This window comes from Candidatus Peregrinibacteria bacterium, from assembly GCA_016699145.1.
Taxonomy (GTDB): Bacteria; Patescibacteriota; Gracilibacteria; order UBA1369; family 2-02-FULL-48-14.
Genome location: CP064962.1, coordinates 1,253,714 through 1,270,739, shown reverse-complemented (window position 1 = coordinate 1,270,739; position 17,026 = coordinate 1,253,714). Strand labels below are relative to the sequence as shown.

Genomic DNA, 17,026 nt, shown 5'->3' with positions numbered 1-17,026 from the left:
AAAAGCTACGCAAGCTCAAGCCTTCCTCCTCACCCTATATCTAAGCCCACCCTTTTTGTTTGAGTGCGTCGCGGGCGGCGGCCTGTTCGGCTTCTTGTTTGGAGGGGCCTTCCCCTTTTCCAGCTAAAGTTTCGCCTAAGTAGATGCCCATTTCAAAAACTTTGTCGTGGTCGGGACCGGATTCGCTGAGCAATTCATAACTGGGAGTGATGCCCAGGCGTTCCTGAGCCAGTTCTTGTACGTGAGATTTGGAATCGATGTTGAGTCCTTGAGCAATGATTTCATCCAGCAAAACGACAATGTTGCGCAAAATAAATTGGTTGGTGACTTCAAAACCTTTGTCCAAATAAATGGCTCCAATCAGCGCTTCCATAGTGTTGGCCAAAATGTAGTCTTTTTCACGTCCGCCTGAAAGCTCTTCCCCACGGCTGAGCAAGAGGTAGTCCCCAAGTTTGAGTGAGCTTGAAACACGAGCGAGATTTTTACCTTTCACGAGCGCACTGCGCCAATTGGTGAGTTGCCCTTCAGGTTGTTCGGGGTAATTATGATATAAAAAATCCGTGACGGCGAGCTCCAAAACTGCGTCCCCAAGGAATTCGAGGCGTTCATTGTAACCCTTGGTGTCGGGGTGTTCGTTCACGTAGGATTTGTGCACAAACGCCAAACTCAGCAAATCTTCGTTTTGGAAATGCACTCCAATAAAATCTTGGAGTTTGTCTAAATTCTTAATTTTTGGAGCCATGTTCAGATTTTTTGATGCTTTCATACAGAGAGCTTAATACGCCGTTAATAAATTTTGAAGAGCTTTCGTTTCCAAATTCTTTGGCCAGCTCAATGCCTTCGTTTATGGCCACTACGGGAGGCACTGATGGATCAAAGAGCAATTCTGTCACAGAGACTTCAAGGATGGCGCGATCCACGGCCGCAATCTTTTCCCAAGGCCATTCGGGCGCATATTTTTGAATGGCTTTCTTCAACTGAGCTTGATTTTGCAGCACTTTTGAAGAAGCGGCAGGGCGAAGCTTTGGTCTTCGATTCCTTTGGCTCCATTCACCAAGTTGTATGCCAAAATGACTTCGGGCTCTCCACCGTGAAACTCCCATGCGAACACGGTCTGTACGACGATGCTGCGGAGAATATGGCGCTGAGAAGCCATGAAGAAAGAAATTTAAATGAACGACATAGCCTTTAGTCGGCCTTGATGGTGGTGACTTTTGCGCTGCTCTTCTTTTGGGTTTTTGCCAACTTTTCAGCCTTAACAGCAGCGTTTCGGTTGCCCTGTACCATTCCCATCAGCTTCTTTTGAGCCTTGTTCACAAAAGTCTTGTAACGTCGACTGGAACGTCCTTTGGACTGTTTCTGTTTGGGTACTGGATGTTTTGCCATAGACTCAAGTTAAGGAGGGTTTGCTAACCCGTTGCCAACGCATTTTAGAGGATTCTAATGAGATTGCAAGTGTTTTTCTTCTCCAGGAAACGAAGGGCCATTTACTGGATCAAATCTTTGAGGCCCGCCAGGGCTTTGGGGGCTTGTTCCGGGGCTTCTTTGAATTTCTTACAAGCTTTGGGGCAGCGTGCCAAGATCTTTTCATTCAAGATGAGTTCTTGACGAACAGGCTCAGTGGGATCGAGTTCCATGGCTTGCTTGTCAAAGAAAAGACTTTCGTTTTCGTCGTCGTAAATCAAAGGCTTGGATTCATAAAACAGCCATTCCGAAGAGTCCATTTCATAAGGAATTTCCAAAGATTTTCCACATTGAGCACATGGGGTGATTTGTGTGGCTTTTACCCCCTGGATGAGCAGCATGATTCCTTCTTCTACACGGATCAAACTGGCGTCCACTTCCACGCCTCCTTTTAAATTCAGATCTGCAAACTCTTCCGCTGAATAATTCAAGGTGTGATGCTCGGTCGCACCGTTTTGTGCGTGGTAAAATTTTCCAATTTTAATCGCGTGAGAGGGCACTCGTGAAGCGAAGAATGTAAATAAAAAGGTTGAAAAAGTCGAGGTAGAGAGCGATGGCTGCATTGATGTACTCATCCTCGGGATAGTCACGAAGACGGTTCATGTCTACGGCGGCATAGCCTGCAAAAAGCAAAACTCCAAAGCCAGAAACGATCATTTCGGTGGTGTTTCCCCAAGGAAAGAAGATGCCTCCTATGCTCACGACCAGCAGTCCAATGAGGCTCATAAAGAGAAAACCCGAAAATCCGGCGAGCGATTTTTGAGTGGTGTAACCCAAGAGAGCGGCGGCTCCAAAAGTGGCTGTGGCTGAGAATAGGGAGCTGTAAATGAGGTCATACCCTGGAATTCGATGGCAAAAGAAAGGATGAGGGGTACCAAAGTCACTCCACTGATGAAAGTGAAAGCGGCAAAAAGTAGATAGTTGAGCGGTTCGATTTTGGACCACATTCGAGAAGTGAAAATCAGCACCAACTCCACTCCAAAACACAGCCAAATGGCCGCTGGATTGGCAGAAAAGTATTGAATGCCATAATGCATGCCCGCATAGACTCCCAAACCTGAAACCAAAAGAGAAAGGCCAAAAAGAGACATCACTTTAGAAATGAAGGTACTTGATTGGGTTCTTGTAAGACTTGCTTCCTTGGTGTTCATCAGATTGAGGGTGAAGATGAGGGCATTGTAGCAAAAACAGCCGCCTTTTCAAAGAAAATTCTAGCGTGAGTTTGTCCAGAAGATTCGAGCGTTGTAGGCCCAGACGGAGTGCCCATTGACTAAAAAATATGGAGAGTCTTTTATTTCCGTCCTTCCATCTGCTGTTTCTACTACTTTTACTACTCTTTTGGGCAAACGTACTTTTACCCTTCTTTTGACTTCATCCACTTCAAATCTACCTTGGGGAATTCTTAGCCTTATTTCATCCCCTGAAATTTCTACCTTACATTTTTCATCTGGAATGCATCTTTCATTTTTTCCTTCTGGAACATCTTGCTTTATATCTGAAACATTTTCCTCTATAAAATGGCGAATTCCTTCTATACTCTTTATGTCTCCTCGAAAAATTAAAATGATTCCTTCTACATTTGACTGAGTTCCCCATTCGTATGGCATTTCACTTGGCTTACATCCTGGGAACCAGAATGCATCCTCTTCGGGCTGTGGTTCCAGATCGCTCATTAAATCTCCTTCATCGGCTCCCAGAGTAAGTTTATCTCCATTGCTTTCACTTTCCGTCCTTTCGACTTCAGCAAAATCCGGTTGTAAGTCCCCGGTATATTCAACCCCATCTCCCATTCCCAGATTGTCACTATTTTCAGCCATACTTTGAAAGTATTACAATTTTATTCACTTCTGTCAATTCTTTTAGCGTTTTCTGATTCTTTGATTTTGATTTTTTTCGTTACACTAGCGCCATGTTTGGCTTAAGGAACCCACTCAGCACAAAACGCGAACGCCTGTTCACCGTCCTAGACATTGGGACGGAAAATGTGAAATCGCTCGTTTGTTTGGCGCAAGGCAAAGACGTGGAAATTTTGGGGCGTGGCATCAAAAAACAGAACCCTCGCGAGATGGAAAGCGGCACCATTACAGACATTGCCGGAGTGATTGAAAACTGTCATCTGGCCATGCGCGAAGCCGAACGGATGGCGGGAGCGACTCCGACCCAAATGATCTTTGGTGTTGCCGGGGAACTCATCAAGGGAGCAACTTCCACCATCACCTATAAGCGACGTGACCCCGGATCCAAAATTCATCAAGAAGAACTCAAAAATATTGTCCACAAAGTGCAGTGGAAAGCCTTTGAAAAAGTGCGCAGCGATCTGGCCTATGAAACAGGTTATAACGAGATCGATGTGAAGCTGGTGCATGCCGCTATTGTGGACACGCGCATCGACGGCTATAAAGTGTCCAATCCCATCGGTTTTCAAGGTCGTGAAGTCATGATGAGCGTGTTCAATGCCTTTTCCCCGCTGGTTCATTTTGGAGCCTTACAGACGATTTGTGCCGAAATGGACAAAGAGCTTTTAGCTATTATGGCCGAACCTTATGCAGTGGGTCGTCTTTTGGGCGGCACTGAACTGCAAGGGTACAGCGGCGTGTTTATGGACATTGGGGGAGCCACGACGGATCTCACGATTGTGCAAGATGGAAGTGTGATCGGAACCAAGATGTTCAACATTGGAGGCCGTTCTTTCACCAAACGCCTGGCCCAGGCTTTGAATATTTCTCATGACGAAGCCGAGGATGTGAAACTCGCTTTCTCAAACAATCAACTCGAACATCAATCTCACAGCATTGTGGAAAAAGCCTTGGGCAGTGATGTGGAAGTGTGGCTTTCGGGGGTTTACTTTTCTTTGCAGGAATTTTTGGACATTGATTCCCTGCCCCCAACCGTCTATCTTTGTGGAGGTGGATCTCTGCTCCCTTTGCTTAAGGACGGGCTGGAGAATTCCGATTGGTATAAAAAACTCAAATTTCCGCGCAAGCCTCAAATCAAATACCTCTTGCCCAAGCATGTGTCCCACATAAAAGATCAGACACAGATCTTGGATTCGCCTCAAGACATCACTCCCATTGCGTTGGCCAGCATTGGAATGGAGATCATGACTGAGGAAAAAATATTGACCAAAATGTTGCAAAAAGTGGTGCGCTTGATGCAAGTTTAACCTCAAAATCGCCGACTCACGCCATGAGTGATTCCATCAAAAAAGTTTCCAAAAAAAAGATCCTTTTCGTCCAAATCGACGAAGAAATCACGGGTGTTTTCACCAAACTTGAAAAGTTGCCTTACAAAGAAATTTATTTGGTAGTGCCGAAGCGTGCCGTGCTTTTGCAAAGTGTCGTGAATTTAAAAATTCTGAAACAAAAACTCGAAGAAATCGAAAAAAGCATTGCCATCATCACTAATGATCCCAATGGGATGAAACTTGCGCTTCAAGCGGAACTCAAGGTGTTTGATCAGTGGGATTTGGGCAATGAGATTTCAATAGAAAAAGAAGAGCGAGACCCCAATTCCGCTTTGCTCAAACCCATTGCGGCGACTCAAAACGACGTGGAGGAAAACCTACCCTCCCGTTTACCCAAAAGAAAAGCCTCCATTTTTGAGGTGGTGCGAGACATGAAGCACAAAGACAAAGGTTTTTCACTGCGCTCTTATTTGGTGGACATTAAAAAAAATCGCCTGGAACATCAACCCATCCGTTTGAGTCCTGGAAAAAAGAAGTGGTTGGTGACTTTTCTGCTGGCGAGCGCTTTGGTGTTTTTTGTAGTGATTTACGTCGCTTTACCTGGAGCCACCATCATCATTGAACCCACTGCTGATGTGGTGAGCAAAGGAGTGAACGTCACTTTGGACCCCTCCCCTGAAGACGATGGCAAAAGTTTGACGGCTTACCCCATAGAAACCGAGGTGGAAGAAACGGTGAGTCACGCCGCGACGGGCATTGAAAATCGAGGGGCCAATGCGGCTGGATATTTGACCATTTTCAATGTTGGGAATGTAGAACAACCTTTGATCCAACAAACTCGTTTCCAAACTCAGGAAGGGATTGTGTTCCGATTGCAAGAAGATGTAGTGGTCCCTGCAGGTAAGCTTGAAAGTCCTGGAAAAGTGGAGGTGTATGTGGTTGCAGACACGGTGGATGCCAATGGCCTGGCTGTGGGTGAAAGAGGAAACATCGGTCCGAGCGACTTCTTTTTACCGGCTTTGCTTGAAGAAAATCGTGAAAAAGTTTATGCCCAGAGCAGCACGGCCATGAGTGGGGGCACTTCTGAAATCATTGCTCGTGTGACGGAGGAAGATCTTTTGGCGGCTCAAGCTCAATTGGAAACCGCTATTCAAGAAAAAGTGTTGGCGAATTTGCGTAAAGAAGTGCTGGGTTTGGGCAATTCCAAAGGTTTGAATCTTAAACTGCTCGAAGACGCCTCCGCTTTGCAATTTGGAGCGGTGAACGCCACTTTACCTTACGAGCTCATTGGTCAGGAAGCAGAAACGTTTGAGGTGACGGGAACCGTGAGTCTTTCAGGAGTGGCCTACGATTCCGATGCCCTTTATGAGATTTTAAAAACGCAGATTTTGGCTGTGGAAACCCCGGGTAAGCAACTCATTTCTGTGGACAAGGATTCCATCAGTTTGAGCCTTTGGAGGCTGATTTAGCTGCCAATCGTTATAAAATCACGGCGCAAATTCAAGGTGTGGAGGAATATGAAATCGATGCCGATTTGGAAGGAGGAGAGGAACTTGCTAAAAAAATCAAAGAGCACATTGCCGGGAAAGCCATTGAAGAAGCCGAGGCTTACATTCAAAACTTGCCTGAAGTGAATCAAGTGGAAATCAAAATGTGGCCCGTGTGGTCCCCCACCATTCCCACCTTGCCCGACAATATTAAAATCAAGTCCTTGTCAGAAGGGGTTCAGATTGAGTAGACTAGACTGAGCACACTTTCCTTACTGCATGGCAAAAATCGCTTCTCAGGCTCAAGATTTCTCTCAATGGTACCAAGATGTGGTGAACTTGGCGGACCTCGCTCAGCACAGTCGAGTGAAGGGCTGCATGATCATACGACCTTACGGGTATGCGATTTGGGAAAACATTCAACGTGAGCTGGACCGACTCATCAAAGGGGCGGGAGTGCAAAACATGTACTTTCCGATGTTCATCCCTCAAAGTTTACTCAACAAAGAGAAAGATCATCTGGAAGGATTTGCGCCCGAATGCGCCGTCGTGACTCATGGTGGAGGGCAGCTTTTGGCGGAACCTTTGATTGTGCGTCCTACTTCTGAAACCATCATGTACGATGCCTTTTCAGGTTGGGTACAAAGTCACCGGGACCTTCCCCTGCGCATCAACCAATGGGCCAATGTGGTGCGTTGGGAAATGCGCACGCGTCCTTTTTTGAGAACCACGGAGTTTTTGTGGCAAGAAGGACACACCGCCCACGCTACGAAAGAAGAAGCTGAAGCGGAAGTGCTGCGAGCCCTCACTATGTATCAAAATTTTGACAAAGATTTTTTGGCTTTGCCGGTTTTGACAGGCAAAAAATCCCCTAAAGAAACCTTTGCAGGAGCCGATTACACGCTCACGACCGAGGCCTTAGCCAGAGATGGAAAAGTGATTCAAGCGGGAACCTCTCACCTTTTGGGGCAAACTTTTGCAAAGACTTTTGACATTCAATTCCAAGATGAAAAAGGCGAAAAACAATATGTTTGGCAAACCTCTTGGGGTCTTTCGACCCGCATCATTGGAACCTTGATCGTGTGTCATGGCGATGAAAAAGGGCTTGTGCTGCCTCCGAAAGTGGCTCCACATCAAGTGGTTTTGATTCCGATTTATAAGACTGAAGAGGAACGTGCAGCCGTGCTTTCTGTGTTTGAAAAAATGCAAAAAGAACTTGAGCAGTCTCAGGTGCGAGTGCAGCTGGATGCTCGCGACACCGTGACCCCTGGTTTCAAATTCAATGAATGGGAAGTGAAAGGGGTTCCCTTGCGCATTGAGGTGGGCCCTCGCGATTTGGCCGCAGGCACTTGCATCTTGGCGCGACGCGACACGGGTGAAAAAAAGAGCTTCCCCCTAACAGAAGTGACTGGGCAGGTGCCCTCTTTACTGGAACTCATTCAAGTGGAAATGCTGGCTCGTGCAGAAGCGCATTTGGCCGCTCATATTTTTGAAGCGTCTGATCTGGATGAACTGGTGAAAATCCTCGACGAAAAAGGAGGTTTTGTGAAAGCTGCTTGGGCCGGAACGGAATTGGACGAAAAAAAGATTCAAGAACAAAGCAAAGCCACGATTCGAGTGATCTCAGAAGAGAAGTTGGCCAAACCTGCCAAGTGCATTTTTACAGGTAAAGAAACCGACACCATGGTGTACTTTGCAAGGGCGTATTAGGGAGCTTCACACGCTTCAGTTCAAGCCCAATTGTTGGCGAATGGCTTCGGCTTTGGCGTCTTCTTCTGCTTTTTTGGTTGCAGCGGTATAAGAAATTTCAATGTCGCGCCAATCGGCGGCGTGTTCATCTTCCAGCTTTTTGAGTTGAGCCCCGTGTTTGCTTGAAAGTTCAATGAATTTGCTGCGTTCTTCTTCAAAAATTCGGATGAGTTCATCCACTTGCTCCTGACGCAGTTTATCGAAAGAATCGACGATTTTTTTCTTTTCATCGCGAGTCAGCGAAATGGAACCTGCCAAAAGGTTTAAGAAGTAGGCCTCGTCCACCTTGATGCTATTCGCAGGCAATTTCACCGTGGTGGTGAAATTCTTCATCTTTTCAGCAAACCTGTAATTGGGATCAAAGCCGGGTTGAGATCCATCCCCTTGAGCTCCGTAGGGGTCTCCCATTCCTGCTAAAGGTGCAGCAGCACTGGTGGCGCCGGCAGCGGCCCCCTGATTTGCCATAGGGGCTTGTGGGTAGCTTGGCGGAGCCGGGGGAGCGTAGTCCGGGTAAGCGGGCATTGCTTGAACCGGCGGATTCTGGGCGGGCGGATTTTGGGCTGGTGGATTCTGCGCAGGCGGAACCTGCCCCTGAGGGTCTTGAGCACCTCCTCCACCGAAGTTTCCTACGAAACCTGAACCGTTGTATGTGAATCCTCCTCCATCCATAAGTATACTTTATTTCTTATTGAGTATAGCATGGTTTAACGTAAAAGTCGAGGAGGCACAAGAGAGTTTGACTGGGTCATCTCGAAAATATGACTCAAAAAAAAGAGGGCCCCCTCCACGCCATGAAGAGCCCTCTTCAACCGTATGTAATTTTGATATTTGACTGTATGTCAAATAAGTGTTCATTATATACAATCCAGAAAAACTTGTCTAGTCTTTTTTTAAATATTGTGCCAAGCTCTAGCCAAATTTAGTCACACGCCATGCTTTCACGCTCTCAACTTCTCTCTTATATCCCGGTCACTTTAGCCGTTGGACTCGCCCTGGGTTTGACCCTTTTGGATGCTCAAATTCATCCCCGCAGCGAGCTTTTCGAATTGAATTCACTCAAAGCTTTGCGCACGCTCAATTACCAGTATCAGATGAATGTGGAGGATTTGCTCATCGATAAAGAAAGTGAATCTGCTCTGATTGCAGAGCTTTATAAGGCGGATGCCTTGATCCCTGTGCAAGAAAAAAAGGACAATAAAGGGCTCGTGGTCAGTTTAAAGGAAGAAGAGCATTTGCTGCTTTTACAGCCTCAAGACCCGCTTTCGGATGAAAAATTAGCTGAAATTGCAGATCAATATGCGCGCAGCATTCCCGAATTTGCTCATGTGGAATTGGATCAGGAAGTGAGCTTGGAAAGCCCCGTTTATGAGTGGGAACTGAATCCAATGGCTTCGCAGCCAGTGGCCTTGAGTTCGGAGCCTTTGAATGAAGTGGTGGTGGCGGTGATTGACAGTGGAGTGGATGAGGGGCATGAGATTTTTGCAGATGTTTCCATACAAAAAGGGTGGAACACCTTGAAGGACGACGAAACCATGGTGGATGATGTGGGTCATGGCACCCATATTGCGGGCATCATTGCCGCTCATGCGCCAGGGGTGAGCCTGGTTCCTTATAAGATAGTGGACAGCAAAGGAGGCAAACTTTCGAACGTTTTGGAGGCTTTTTCAAAAGCCATGCAAGACGGCGTTACAGTGGTGAATGCCAGTTTTGGCCTGAGCACGTCTTCTTATGCCTTGGAAAATTTGATCGCTAAGGCTTACGACCAGGGAATCATTGTGGTTTCCGCTGCTGGCAATTCAGGGAAAGATGTGGGCTTTTACCCTGCCAGTTATGCTCAAAGCTTGGCGGTGGGCAGTGTGGATGCGGGGGGACATCAGATGCCCAGTTCCAATTATGGCAATTGGGTGGATGTGGCGGCTTATGGCTATCGCGTGAAATCTTCTTTGCCAGGCAATGAATACGGTTATAAAAGTGGCACTTCTCAAGCAACGGCCTTTGTGACTGCTGCGGTGGCGCGTTTGCTCATGCAAGATCCTGAGCTCAGTTTTTCAGAGATTTTAGAAGCCTTGGAAGCGTCCAGCGCCGAACAGGTGAAAACCGGTGAACTTGCCGGGATCTCGATTGTTGAGTAGAGGCTAAGGCAAAAAAGGGAAAAGATGGGCACGGAGTCAGTGCCGTCCTAAATACTCTGGCCTTTTCTTGAGATAGTCTCTAGTATGGCTGCGCTTCATTAGCGCTTGCTGATGGGCACGAAAAGACCTCTGTGGGCGGTTAGCTCAGCTGGTTAGAGCGCCACATTGACATTGTGGAGGTCGATGGTTCGAGTCCATTATCGCCCACCAGAATTTTTTTAAATTTCTGCCGTTGTAATTTGACTAAATATATAAAGTATTGTATATATGGCTTTTAACCTATCCTAATATGGAATTTCCTAAATCCGCTTTGAATGCATTAAATACAGGGGTCTCAGCTTCTGCAAAGTTAGCCTCACACCTTTTTAAAGGAGGCGCAATTTTGGCTGCTTTAGCAGGATGTAAGGGGTCAAATTCAGAAGACACTGCCATTCAAGATGTGGCGACTGTTTGTCCTGTAGATGCCCATACAGGAGAAATGCAGTATTCTTGGAGTCAAGCAAACAACTTTTACAATTCATGCTTTCTCGGAGCTGAAGTAGATGCAAATGACTGTCAACGAGAAGAAGGAGGGAGTGCTGAGTGTAATGATCAACAAGATGAAGCTGAGGCCAGATGCCAATATATTTACATGAAGCAGGTCAATAAAATTCCTTTAAGGGTATGTGGAGCGGCAGTTTTTGATGTTGTTGGAGAGGGCACCTCTGATCCAAATTATGGCTATGAGGTTAATGAGTCTGACTCTGATGGGGATGGAATTTCAACCTGGAACGAATTCCTTATGGGCTACAATCCTTGCTCTAAATATAGTTTCTATAGTGGAGAGTGTTATACCGACGGAGAGTTGGATTTCGATGCTGATGGAGAATCCAATGCTACAGATGAAAGACCCTTATGCTACGGTGAAAACGGTGAAGGAGACCCGGGAGATTATACTTCAGATTGTATCTAGAGGCTTGGCCTCTTCCAGAACGTGAGGCCTCTTCCCCACCAGAATTTGAGTAAGTGCTGTTTAAAAAGCTACTGCTTCTGAGGCGGTGTGCGTGGCGTAGCTTTGTTTGCGTATTGAAAATACTGCACTTAGTGCGCTATAGGATTGAAGTCTTTTTGTCTCTAAATCATGGAGCAGATCTGCCTGTATCTTGGGGCCCACGTATCCGCCTTCTGACTGAAGCACATATAACGCACCTAGCAAATTATCTTTCTCAAAATAGCTATCCACCATTTGAGTGAGGATGGCTTTAAAGTTTCTTTCAACATAAATTTGTCCTAGAGCTGGAGAGTAAGATCCCAATAAGGTATTTCCATTCACCAATTCATTTTTCTCATTTAAACGAATTCCCTTAAGAGAAATCCCTATCGCTTTAAGATTTCCCATAAATTCATCGACGGGCATGTGTTGTCCTGACATGTCACAGTTTTCAATGGCAGCTAGAACTTTTGGGTATTCTTCGGCTATCAATTCGTCCACCATTGCATCGATCATGGTTGGTCTTTGAACATCGACGTCTGGCACTTGCGTCCTTTGTGTTGAATTTGAACTCATAAAAGTTTTGTACGAGGCGGATATTCTAGCGGAGTTTAGGCCATCTGGCAATAGTCGCAATTCCCGCAGAGAGCGAATTCGTCGGGTTCGAGGAATTTGAGGTCTAGGATGTCTGCATAGGTGTCTTTGAGGGTTTCGATGAGGGCGGCTTTGTCGGCGTCGGTCACGTGGATGCGTTCGCGGAGAAAGTCCTCTTCCTTTTTGCTTTTTTGGATGAAGTCGATTTCGCCGGCTGTCATTTTGTAGGGAAACTGAGTCGAATGGTCGCAGAGCAGTTGGTAGAAGACGATTTGGCGGTGATAGTCGCCGCCGGGACGGAGTTCGCTGGCGTGAGAATCGGGGTTCGAGGTTTTGTAGTCGGTGACGGTGGCGCTTTTATCGCCCTGGAATTCAATTTTGTCGAGTTTACCGGTGATGGGTACGCCTTCCACGCGCACGTGATGAGGAGCAAAGTCAAATTCCATCAGCACGTTTTGAGAAAAACGCCCTTCATAATGGTCGTAGTATGCCGCGAGGGTTTCTAAGCCAAATTGGCGCGCGTATTCGAATTCTTTTCGCGCAAAATTTCGCGGCGAAGGTGGCGTTCGAAGGAGTCGAGAAAAAGCTGCTGGGTGGCTCCCCCCCTTTTGTTGGCCAGTAGCAAATCTTTGAGAGCTTCATGCACGGCGGTTCCAAAAGCGGCTTCTTTGGTTTTGGCGCGAGGCGCACGGAGCAGCACCTTGTAGTAAAAAAGTCGGGGGCAGCGGAGATAGGTCGTGAGGTGGGTCACACTGAGGGTGTAGTTGTGCAAAAGGCTTTTCACATAGTCGCGTTCTTCTTGAGACACCTCGCGGACGATGGGCTGGAAGTTGAGGAGCAGACGCTGCTCGAGTTGATCGGGATTGGGTGTTTCGTCTTCGCATTCGCGGCGTTCGATGCCTTCGGTGCCGAGCTCTTCCAGGAAGAGCGAGGGCGTTTGGGCTTTTCCGTTTTCATTGGTGGTGGCGAGTGTGAAAGTGAGTGATTTTTTTGCGCGGGTCATGGCCACGTAAAAGAGGCGGCGCTCGTCTTCGTTTTTTTCTTTGGGCAAGAGTTCGAGGCTTTTGAGGAGGCCGGCGGGAGCTTTGATTTTGCTGCGGTCGGGATTGTTGCCCCAGTGTTTGTCCACGGCGTTCATGAGGAAAACATGCTCGAATTCGAGGCCTTTGGATCGGTGCGCGGTCATGAGCGCGACGGCATTTTTTTGGGTGCTGAGTTCGGCTTCGTTGATGGCGATTCGATTTTCTTGATGGAGTTGAAGCAGTTCGACAAAGCCCTCGAGCGTGAGTTTGGGATTGGCTCGGCACCAGGCTTTGAGTTGATCAAAAAATGTATTCAATCGATTGAGCTGTTCGATGCGGCTTTCCTGAGCCATGAGGTGGGAGAGGTAGCCAGAGTCGTTGATCACGAGTTCAAAGAAATCGACAAGGGTTTTGTTGTTCGCTTCTTTTTGCCACTCTGCGAGTTTTTCCCGCAAGAGTTGAAACGGTTTTTCCGCCTCACCCATGGCATCCAGCAGGGGCTGACGAGCATCGGCCGCTTTGCGAGAAAGTTTCAATAATTCGAGTGCGGGAAGTTTGAGAAAGTCCGCGTTGAGCAGTAGAAAAAGTTCGCGGTCGTCGGTGGGGCTTGAAAGCCAAGTGAGCAGGCGAAGGAGGCTTTGAATTTTTTTGTCTTTGAGGATGTCTTTGCCAGAGAAAATGTGAAACGGGACTTTGGCACGAAGGAAGAGTTCTTCGAGTGCATCGGCATCGGCGTTGTTACGGTAAAGCACGGCGATTTCGCGCGGCTCGGTGCCGGCGGCGATGAGTTTTTGCACGGATTCTAAAATGAAGCTGCGCTCGTCGGCGGGGGTGGCACACTCTTGGCGAATGAGCTTCGTGGCGGGGTGTCCGGCCTGTGAGTGAAGGGTTTGATGCAGCTCGGGAATCAGGGTTTCGAGCCCTTGCTCGTTGTGGCGGATGAGGCGAGTCGCCGCATCGAGGATGGTCTGCTGACTGCGATAATTGTTTTGCAAAGAGACCAGCTCGATGTTTGCCTTGTAACGCTTATAAAAAGCCAGCATGTTTTCGAGTGAGGCACCTTGAAAACGGTAGATGGATTGTTTGTCGTCCCCAACGACGAAGACGCTCGGAGCTTCGTAAAAACTTGCGAGCAAATCGACGACTTCGTTTTGGGCTCCGTTGGTGTCTTGGTACTCGTCGACCAAGAGGTATTGAAATTGCTCTTGGAGATTTGCGAGCAAGTCGGCGTCCTCTTTGATTTTGCGCACAACCATGAGGATCATGTCTTCGTAATCGTAGCGGCCTCGCTTTTTAAGTTCGGTTTGATAAGCGTTGTACAGCTCCACGAGGGCACGTTGTTTGGGCAGATTTTTTTGAGCATCTTCATAGTCCCCTTTGAGCTCTTTTTTGGCTTCTGTTCGCTGAGTCTTTTCACTGAGATCGAAGTGTGTGAAGGCACTGGCGAGGAAGCTGCCTGCGAGCGTGAGTTGCAGCTGAGTGAAGTCCGCTTCGGTTAGACTGGTCACACGGGTTTCACAAAAAGCTTCGATGATGGCTCCGTGTTTTTTTAGAGTGGCCTCGGTCTCGTCGAGCACCCCTGTTATGAGCTCGGGGCTGAGGTCTTCGCGCTTGAAATTTTTGATCATTCCCGCAATGTCTCGCTGATAAAAATAAGGGTCAGCGAAGGGTTTCAAAGGCCCGCCTGTTTGAGCCTTATCGAGTATGGCTTGAAAAACTTGTACAGATTCGATGTCGGTGAGAGATTCGAGCTCGCGAGCGAAGAGGAATTTTTCTGGGTTTTGCTTGATGATTTCGTTGCAGAATGAATGAAAGGTGTGAATGCGCACGTAATAGGCCGGCGTTCCAATGAATTCGAAGAGGCGCTTTCTCATGGCCGCAACTCCCGATTCGGTAAAAGTGAGACACAAAATGTTCTGCGGACTCATCTGCGTGTCTTTCAAAATGCGGGCAATACGCAGGGTGAGAATTTGTGTTTTTCCAGTTCCGGGTCCGGCGAGCACCATCATGGGTCCCTCAATGGAATCCACTGCGGTTTTTTGTTCAGGATTCAGTTTGGAATAGGCTTCATCAAAAGTCATGGCTGAGATAAGGCTGAGCTTTACGGATCAATTCTTTGGCGTTTTCGTAGGTCAGGCGGCTCAGGGCTTCCTCGTAAGGCAACCACACAAAATTTTGATGCTCAAAAGAAATCGCGACGGCTTCTTCTTTAGTTTCGGCTAAAAAATAAACGACGACTTTTTTGACACGCGCTTTGTAACCTCGGTTGAATTCGTAGTACATGGCTTCCCTGTAGCCCGGATTGAAGTCCACTTGAATGATGCCCGTTTCTTCTTGAAGTTCACGACGGGCTGTTGCTTTTTCATCGGCATCCTTTTTTTCTACGTGACCTTTGGGAAAATCCCAGTGTCCTCCGGGGTAATGGAGCAGTAAAAACTTGAGCCCTTCTGCTGTCCGGCGGTACACAATGATGCCGCAGGATTTTTCATGAACACTGCGACGAGTACCTTGTGGCGAGCGTTGCTTTTTGGGCTTGTGAGGGTTGGGGCCGGTTCGAGCTCCCCCTCCCTGATGTGAGGGTTTATGATGCATATTCTAGTCTTAGTTGAGACTAGTGTAGCACAGGATGCTTTTCACCCAAACTTTCATTCACAGAATCTCACTTTATGGATTTCAGGGTTTTGTCAGGTCTTTTGTGCTAGCCTTTAGGAATGATTCATGGTCTTCTCAAACTTTTCTTTCCCAGTTTATGCCTGGTTTGTGGTTATTTAGATGAGCCTCTTTGCGCGCGATGTCGAGATCTTTTGCCGTTTGAGCCTCATGTGCGAGTGGTTGAAACCCCCCAGGCTGCCTTGAAAGTGGCTGCTGCTTGCTATTACGAACCGGATTCGGTGCTGGCACAATTGGTGCACGGACTTAAATACAAGCATCAGGCCGATGTGTACCGTTACTTTGCCCCTGCTTTACGCCGAAGTTTGGAATTGTTTTGGGAGCCGAGTCAGGTGATTTTAGTTCCTGTCCCTTTGCATAAAAGTCGTTTGTTGGAACGGGGATACAATCAAGCGGAACTCTTGGCACGAACGGTGGCGCGCTATTTTGCTTGCGGCGTGGCGGATGGACTTGAGCGTGTGAAAGACACCGGCCATCAGGCTCATTTGGAAAAACGGGACCGTTTGGAAAACATGAAAGAAGTTTTTCGCGTGCGAAAAGGCTTTGAAAAAATCTTTGCGGAGAGTAGCCAAATCCTTCTGGTGGATGATATAGTCACCACCGGATCTACGCTGCTTGCGTGCCGGGCCGCCCTTGAGGCGAGCGGTGCGAAGTCCATTGCAGCGCTAACCTTAGCGGATCGTGCCCTCCAAACTTCTTCTCGGAATTGATGCCTCTCGCAGCATCCACCCTAAACCCACAGGAGTGGAGCGTTACAGCACTGAAATCATTCGTGCGCTTTTGCAAGAATGGAAGGGGGAGGTTCGACTTTACACCCCAAAAACAATTGCCGAATTCCCTGAAAAGAAACAGAAATTGCTCTGGGCCCCGCGTTTTTGGAGTGTGCTGCGTTTGAGTTTGGAAATGCTTTTACATAAACCGGATCTTTTGTTTGTTCCGGCTCATGTTTTGCCTTTTTTTGCTCCGGTGCGAAGCTTTGTGATGATCCATGACATCGCTTTTGAAAAAATTCCGAAAGCTTATGGTTCAAATGCACGCCGTTATTTGCGATGGAGCACGCGCCGTGCCGTGCGAAAAGCTCAGACTGTGCTGGTGCCCAGCGAAGCCGTGAAAGCCGATTTGATGCACTTTTATAAGATTGACGAGGCACGAGTGACGGTGATTCCTCATGGCCCTTTGAGCTTGGATTTGCCCCTCAAAGCTGGTCCTCGAGCCAAAGAGCCTTTGTTCTTTTATTTGGGCCGTTTGGAAGCAAAAAAAAATCTGGGAGTTTTGTTGGATGCCTTTGCCATTGTACAAAAAAAGTATTCAATGGCTCGCTTGGTTTTGGCAGGGCGCAGTGGCTTTGGATGGAAGGAATGGGAAGTGAAAGCTCAAAAACAAAAAGGCGTGGATTTACCTGGATTTTTAGATGAAAAAAAAGTGGCGGACCTCTATGCTCGGGCCACTGCTTTTGTGTTTCCTACTTTGGAAGAGGGTTTTGGCTTCCCCCTGCTTCAAGCGTTTCAAGCCGGTTGCCCCGTGCTTTGCTCGGATTTAGCTGTCTTGCGAGAAGTGGGTGGCGATGCGGTGCTTTATGCCGACCCTAAAGATACCCGCGCTTTTGCAAAAGCCATGCTGCAACTGATTGATGAACCCGAGCATATGGCTATTTTGAGTTTGAAAGGGAAAAAACGACTGGAGCAATTTTCTTGGGAAAAAGCCGCAAAAAGCCTTGTGCTGTTGTTTAATGGATCCAACGCGTTAAAATAGGC

19 protein-coding genes, 1 tRNA gene and 1 pseudogene are annotated in these 17,026 nt (G+C 47.5%); 9 read left to right on the top strand and 12 right to left on the bottom strand.

Features of this window, described 5'->3' with window-relative positions; all coding sequences use genetic code 11:
• Positions 1-40: 40 nt before the first annotated feature.
• From rnc to IPG41_06895, 7 genes are all read right to left on the bottom strand, one after another.
• The gene (gene rnc, locus IPG41_06925; protein QQR54881.1) at positions 41-742 is read right to left on the bottom strand and encodes a ribonuclease III; all 702 of its coding nucleotides are present in this window, start codon (positions 740-742) and stop codon (positions 41-43) included.
• On the bottom strand, positions 726-977 hold the full coding sequence (gene nusB / locus IPG41_06920) for a transcription antitermination factor NusB (GenBank protein QQR54880.1): 252 nt from the start codon (positions 975-977) through the stop codon (positions 726-728). Before nusB ends, rnc begins: the two co-directional genes overlap by 17 nt.
• A complete protein-coding gene (locus IPG41_06915; protein QQR54879.1) occupies positions 974-1,156 on the bottom strand; it encodes a hypothetical protein in 183 nt (60 codons plus the stop codon). Before IPG41_06915 ends, nusB begins: the two co-directional genes overlap by 4 nt.
• A gap of 32 nt (positions 1,157-1,188) precedes the next feature.
• The gene (locus tag IPG41_06910; GenBank protein ID QQR54878.1) at positions 1,189-1,386 is read right to left on the bottom strand and encodes a hypothetical protein; all 198 of its coding nucleotides are present in this window, start codon (positions 1,384-1,386) and stop codon (positions 1,189-1,191) included.
• Positions 1,387-1,487: 101 nt separating this feature from the next.
• A complete protein-coding gene (locus IPG41_06905; GenBank protein QQR54877.1) occupies positions 1,488-1,964 on the bottom strand; it encodes a hypothetical protein in 477 nt (158 codons plus the stop codon).
• Positions 1,945-2,409 (bottom strand): Bax inhibitor-1 family protein, encoded by a 465-nt coding sequence (locus IPG41_06900; protein QQR54876.1) that lies wholly within the window; start codon positions 2,407-2,409, stop codon positions 1,945-1,947. Before IPG41_06900 ends, IPG41_06905 begins: the two co-directional genes overlap by 20 nt.
• Positions 2,410-2,675: 266 nt before the next feature.
• Positions 2,676-3,281 (bottom strand): hypothetical protein, encoded by a 606-nt coding sequence (locus IPG41_06895; protein QQR54875.1) that lies wholly within the window; start codon positions 3,279-3,281, stop codon positions 2,676-2,678.
• Positions 3,282-3,373: 92 nt separating this feature from the next.
• Between IPG41_06895 and IPG41_06890 the strand changes: the two genes are divergently transcribed.
• Genes IPG41_06890 through IPG41_06875 form a run of 4 tightly spaced genes read left to right on the top strand, consistent with a single transcriptional unit; the run spans position 3,374 to position 7,845 of the window.
• Positions 3,374-4,627: a hypothetical protein gene (locus IPG41_06890; GenBank protein ID QQR54874.1), complete on the top strand. Its 1,254-nt coding sequence runs from the start codon at positions 3,374-3,376 to the stop codon at positions 4,625-4,627.
• 23 nt (positions 4,628-4,650) lie between these two features.
• Positions 4,651-6,117: a hypothetical protein gene (locus tag IPG41_06885; GenBank protein QQR54873.1), complete on the top strand. Its 1,467-nt coding sequence runs from the start codon at positions 4,651-4,653 to the stop codon at positions 6,115-6,117.
• Positions 6,102-6,386 carry a hypothetical protein gene (locus tag IPG41_06880; protein QQR54872.1) on the top strand — a complete coding sequence of 95 codons (285 nt, stop codon included), beginning with the start codon at positions 6,102-6,104 and terminating at the stop codon, positions 6,384-6,386. Before IPG41_06885 ends, IPG41_06880 begins: the two co-directional genes overlap by 16 nt.
• 28 nt (positions 6,387-6,414) lie before the next feature.
• A complete protein-coding gene (locus IPG41_06875; GenBank protein ID QQR54871.1) occupies positions 6,415-7,845 on the top strand; it encodes a proline--tRNA ligase in 1,431 nt (476 codons plus the stop codon).
• Positions 7,846-7,860: 15 nt separating this feature from the next.
• Here the strand turns inward: IPG41_06875 and IPG41_06870 are convergent, their stop codons facing one another.
• Entirely contained in the window at positions 7,861-8,553 is a 693-nt protein-coding gene (locus IPG41_06870; protein ID QQR54870.1) for a hypothetical protein, read from the bottom strand.
• Between the two features lie 263 nt (positions 8,554-8,816).
• Here IPG41_06870 and IPG41_06865 point away from each other — a divergent pair, with 263 nt between their 5' ends.
• The 3 genes from IPG41_06865 to IPG41_06855 all read left to right on the top strand — a co-directional run bounded on the left by IPG41_06865 (position 8,817) and on the right by IPG41_06855 (position 10,968).
• Positions 8,817-10,016, top strand: coding sequence for a S8 family serine peptidase (locus IPG41_06865; GenBank protein QQR54869.1), 1,200 nt, complete (start codon positions 8,817-8,819; stop codon positions 10,014-10,016).
• Between the two features lie 133 nt (positions 10,017-10,149).
• Positions 10,150-10,226 (top strand) — tRNA-Val (locus IPG41_06860).
• A gap of 79 nt (positions 10,227-10,305) precedes the next feature.
• Positions 10,306-10,968 (top strand): hypothetical protein, encoded by a 663-nt coding sequence (locus tag IPG41_06855; protein QQR54868.1) that lies wholly within the window; start codon positions 10,306-10,308, stop codon positions 10,966-10,968.
• Positions 10,969-11,028: 60 nt separating this feature from the next.
• Here IPG41_06855 and IPG41_06850 read toward each other — a convergent pair whose 3' ends face one another.
• The 4 genes and pseudogenes from IPG41_06850 to IPG41_06835 all read right to left on the bottom strand — a co-directional run bounded on the left by IPG41_06850 (position 11,029) and on the right by IPG41_06835 (position 15,194).
• Positions 11,029-11,502: a hypothetical protein gene (locus tag IPG41_06850; protein ID QQR54867.1), complete on the bottom strand. Its 474-nt coding sequence runs from the start codon at positions 11,500-11,502 to the stop codon at positions 11,029-11,031.
• Positions 11,503-11,597: 95 nt separating this feature from the next.
• A pseudogene (locus tag IPG41_06845) lies at positions 11,598-12,104 on the bottom strand (PD-(D/E)XK nuclease family protein).
• Entirely contained in the window at positions 12,083-14,683 is a 2,601-nt protein-coding gene (locus tag IPG41_06840; protein ID QQR54866.1) for an ATP-dependent helicase, read from the bottom strand. Before IPG41_06840 ends, IPG41_06845 begins: the two are co-directional and overlap by 22 nt.
• Positions 14,673-15,194 carry an NUDIX domain-containing protein gene (locus IPG41_06835; GenBank protein ID QQR54865.1) on the bottom strand — a complete coding sequence of 174 codons (522 nt, stop codon included), beginning with the start codon at positions 15,192-15,194 and terminating at the stop codon, positions 14,673-14,675. Before IPG41_06835 ends, IPG41_06840 begins: the two co-directional genes overlap by 11 nt.
• Before the next feature lie 119 nt (positions 15,195-15,313).
• Here IPG41_06835 and IPG41_06830 point away from each other — a divergent pair, with 119 nt between their 5' ends.
• Positions 15,314-15,982 (top strand): ComF family protein, encoded by a 669-nt coding sequence (locus IPG41_06830; GenBank protein QQR54864.1) that lies wholly within the window; start codon positions 15,314-15,316, stop codon positions 15,980-15,982.
• Positions 15,954-17,024, top strand: coding sequence for a glycosyltransferase family 4 protein (locus IPG41_06825; protein ID QQR54863.1), 1,071 nt, complete (start codon positions 15,954-15,956; stop codon positions 17,022-17,024). Before IPG41_06830 ends, IPG41_06825 begins: the two co-directional genes overlap by 29 nt.
• Positions 17,025-17,026 lie beyond the last annotated feature (2 nt).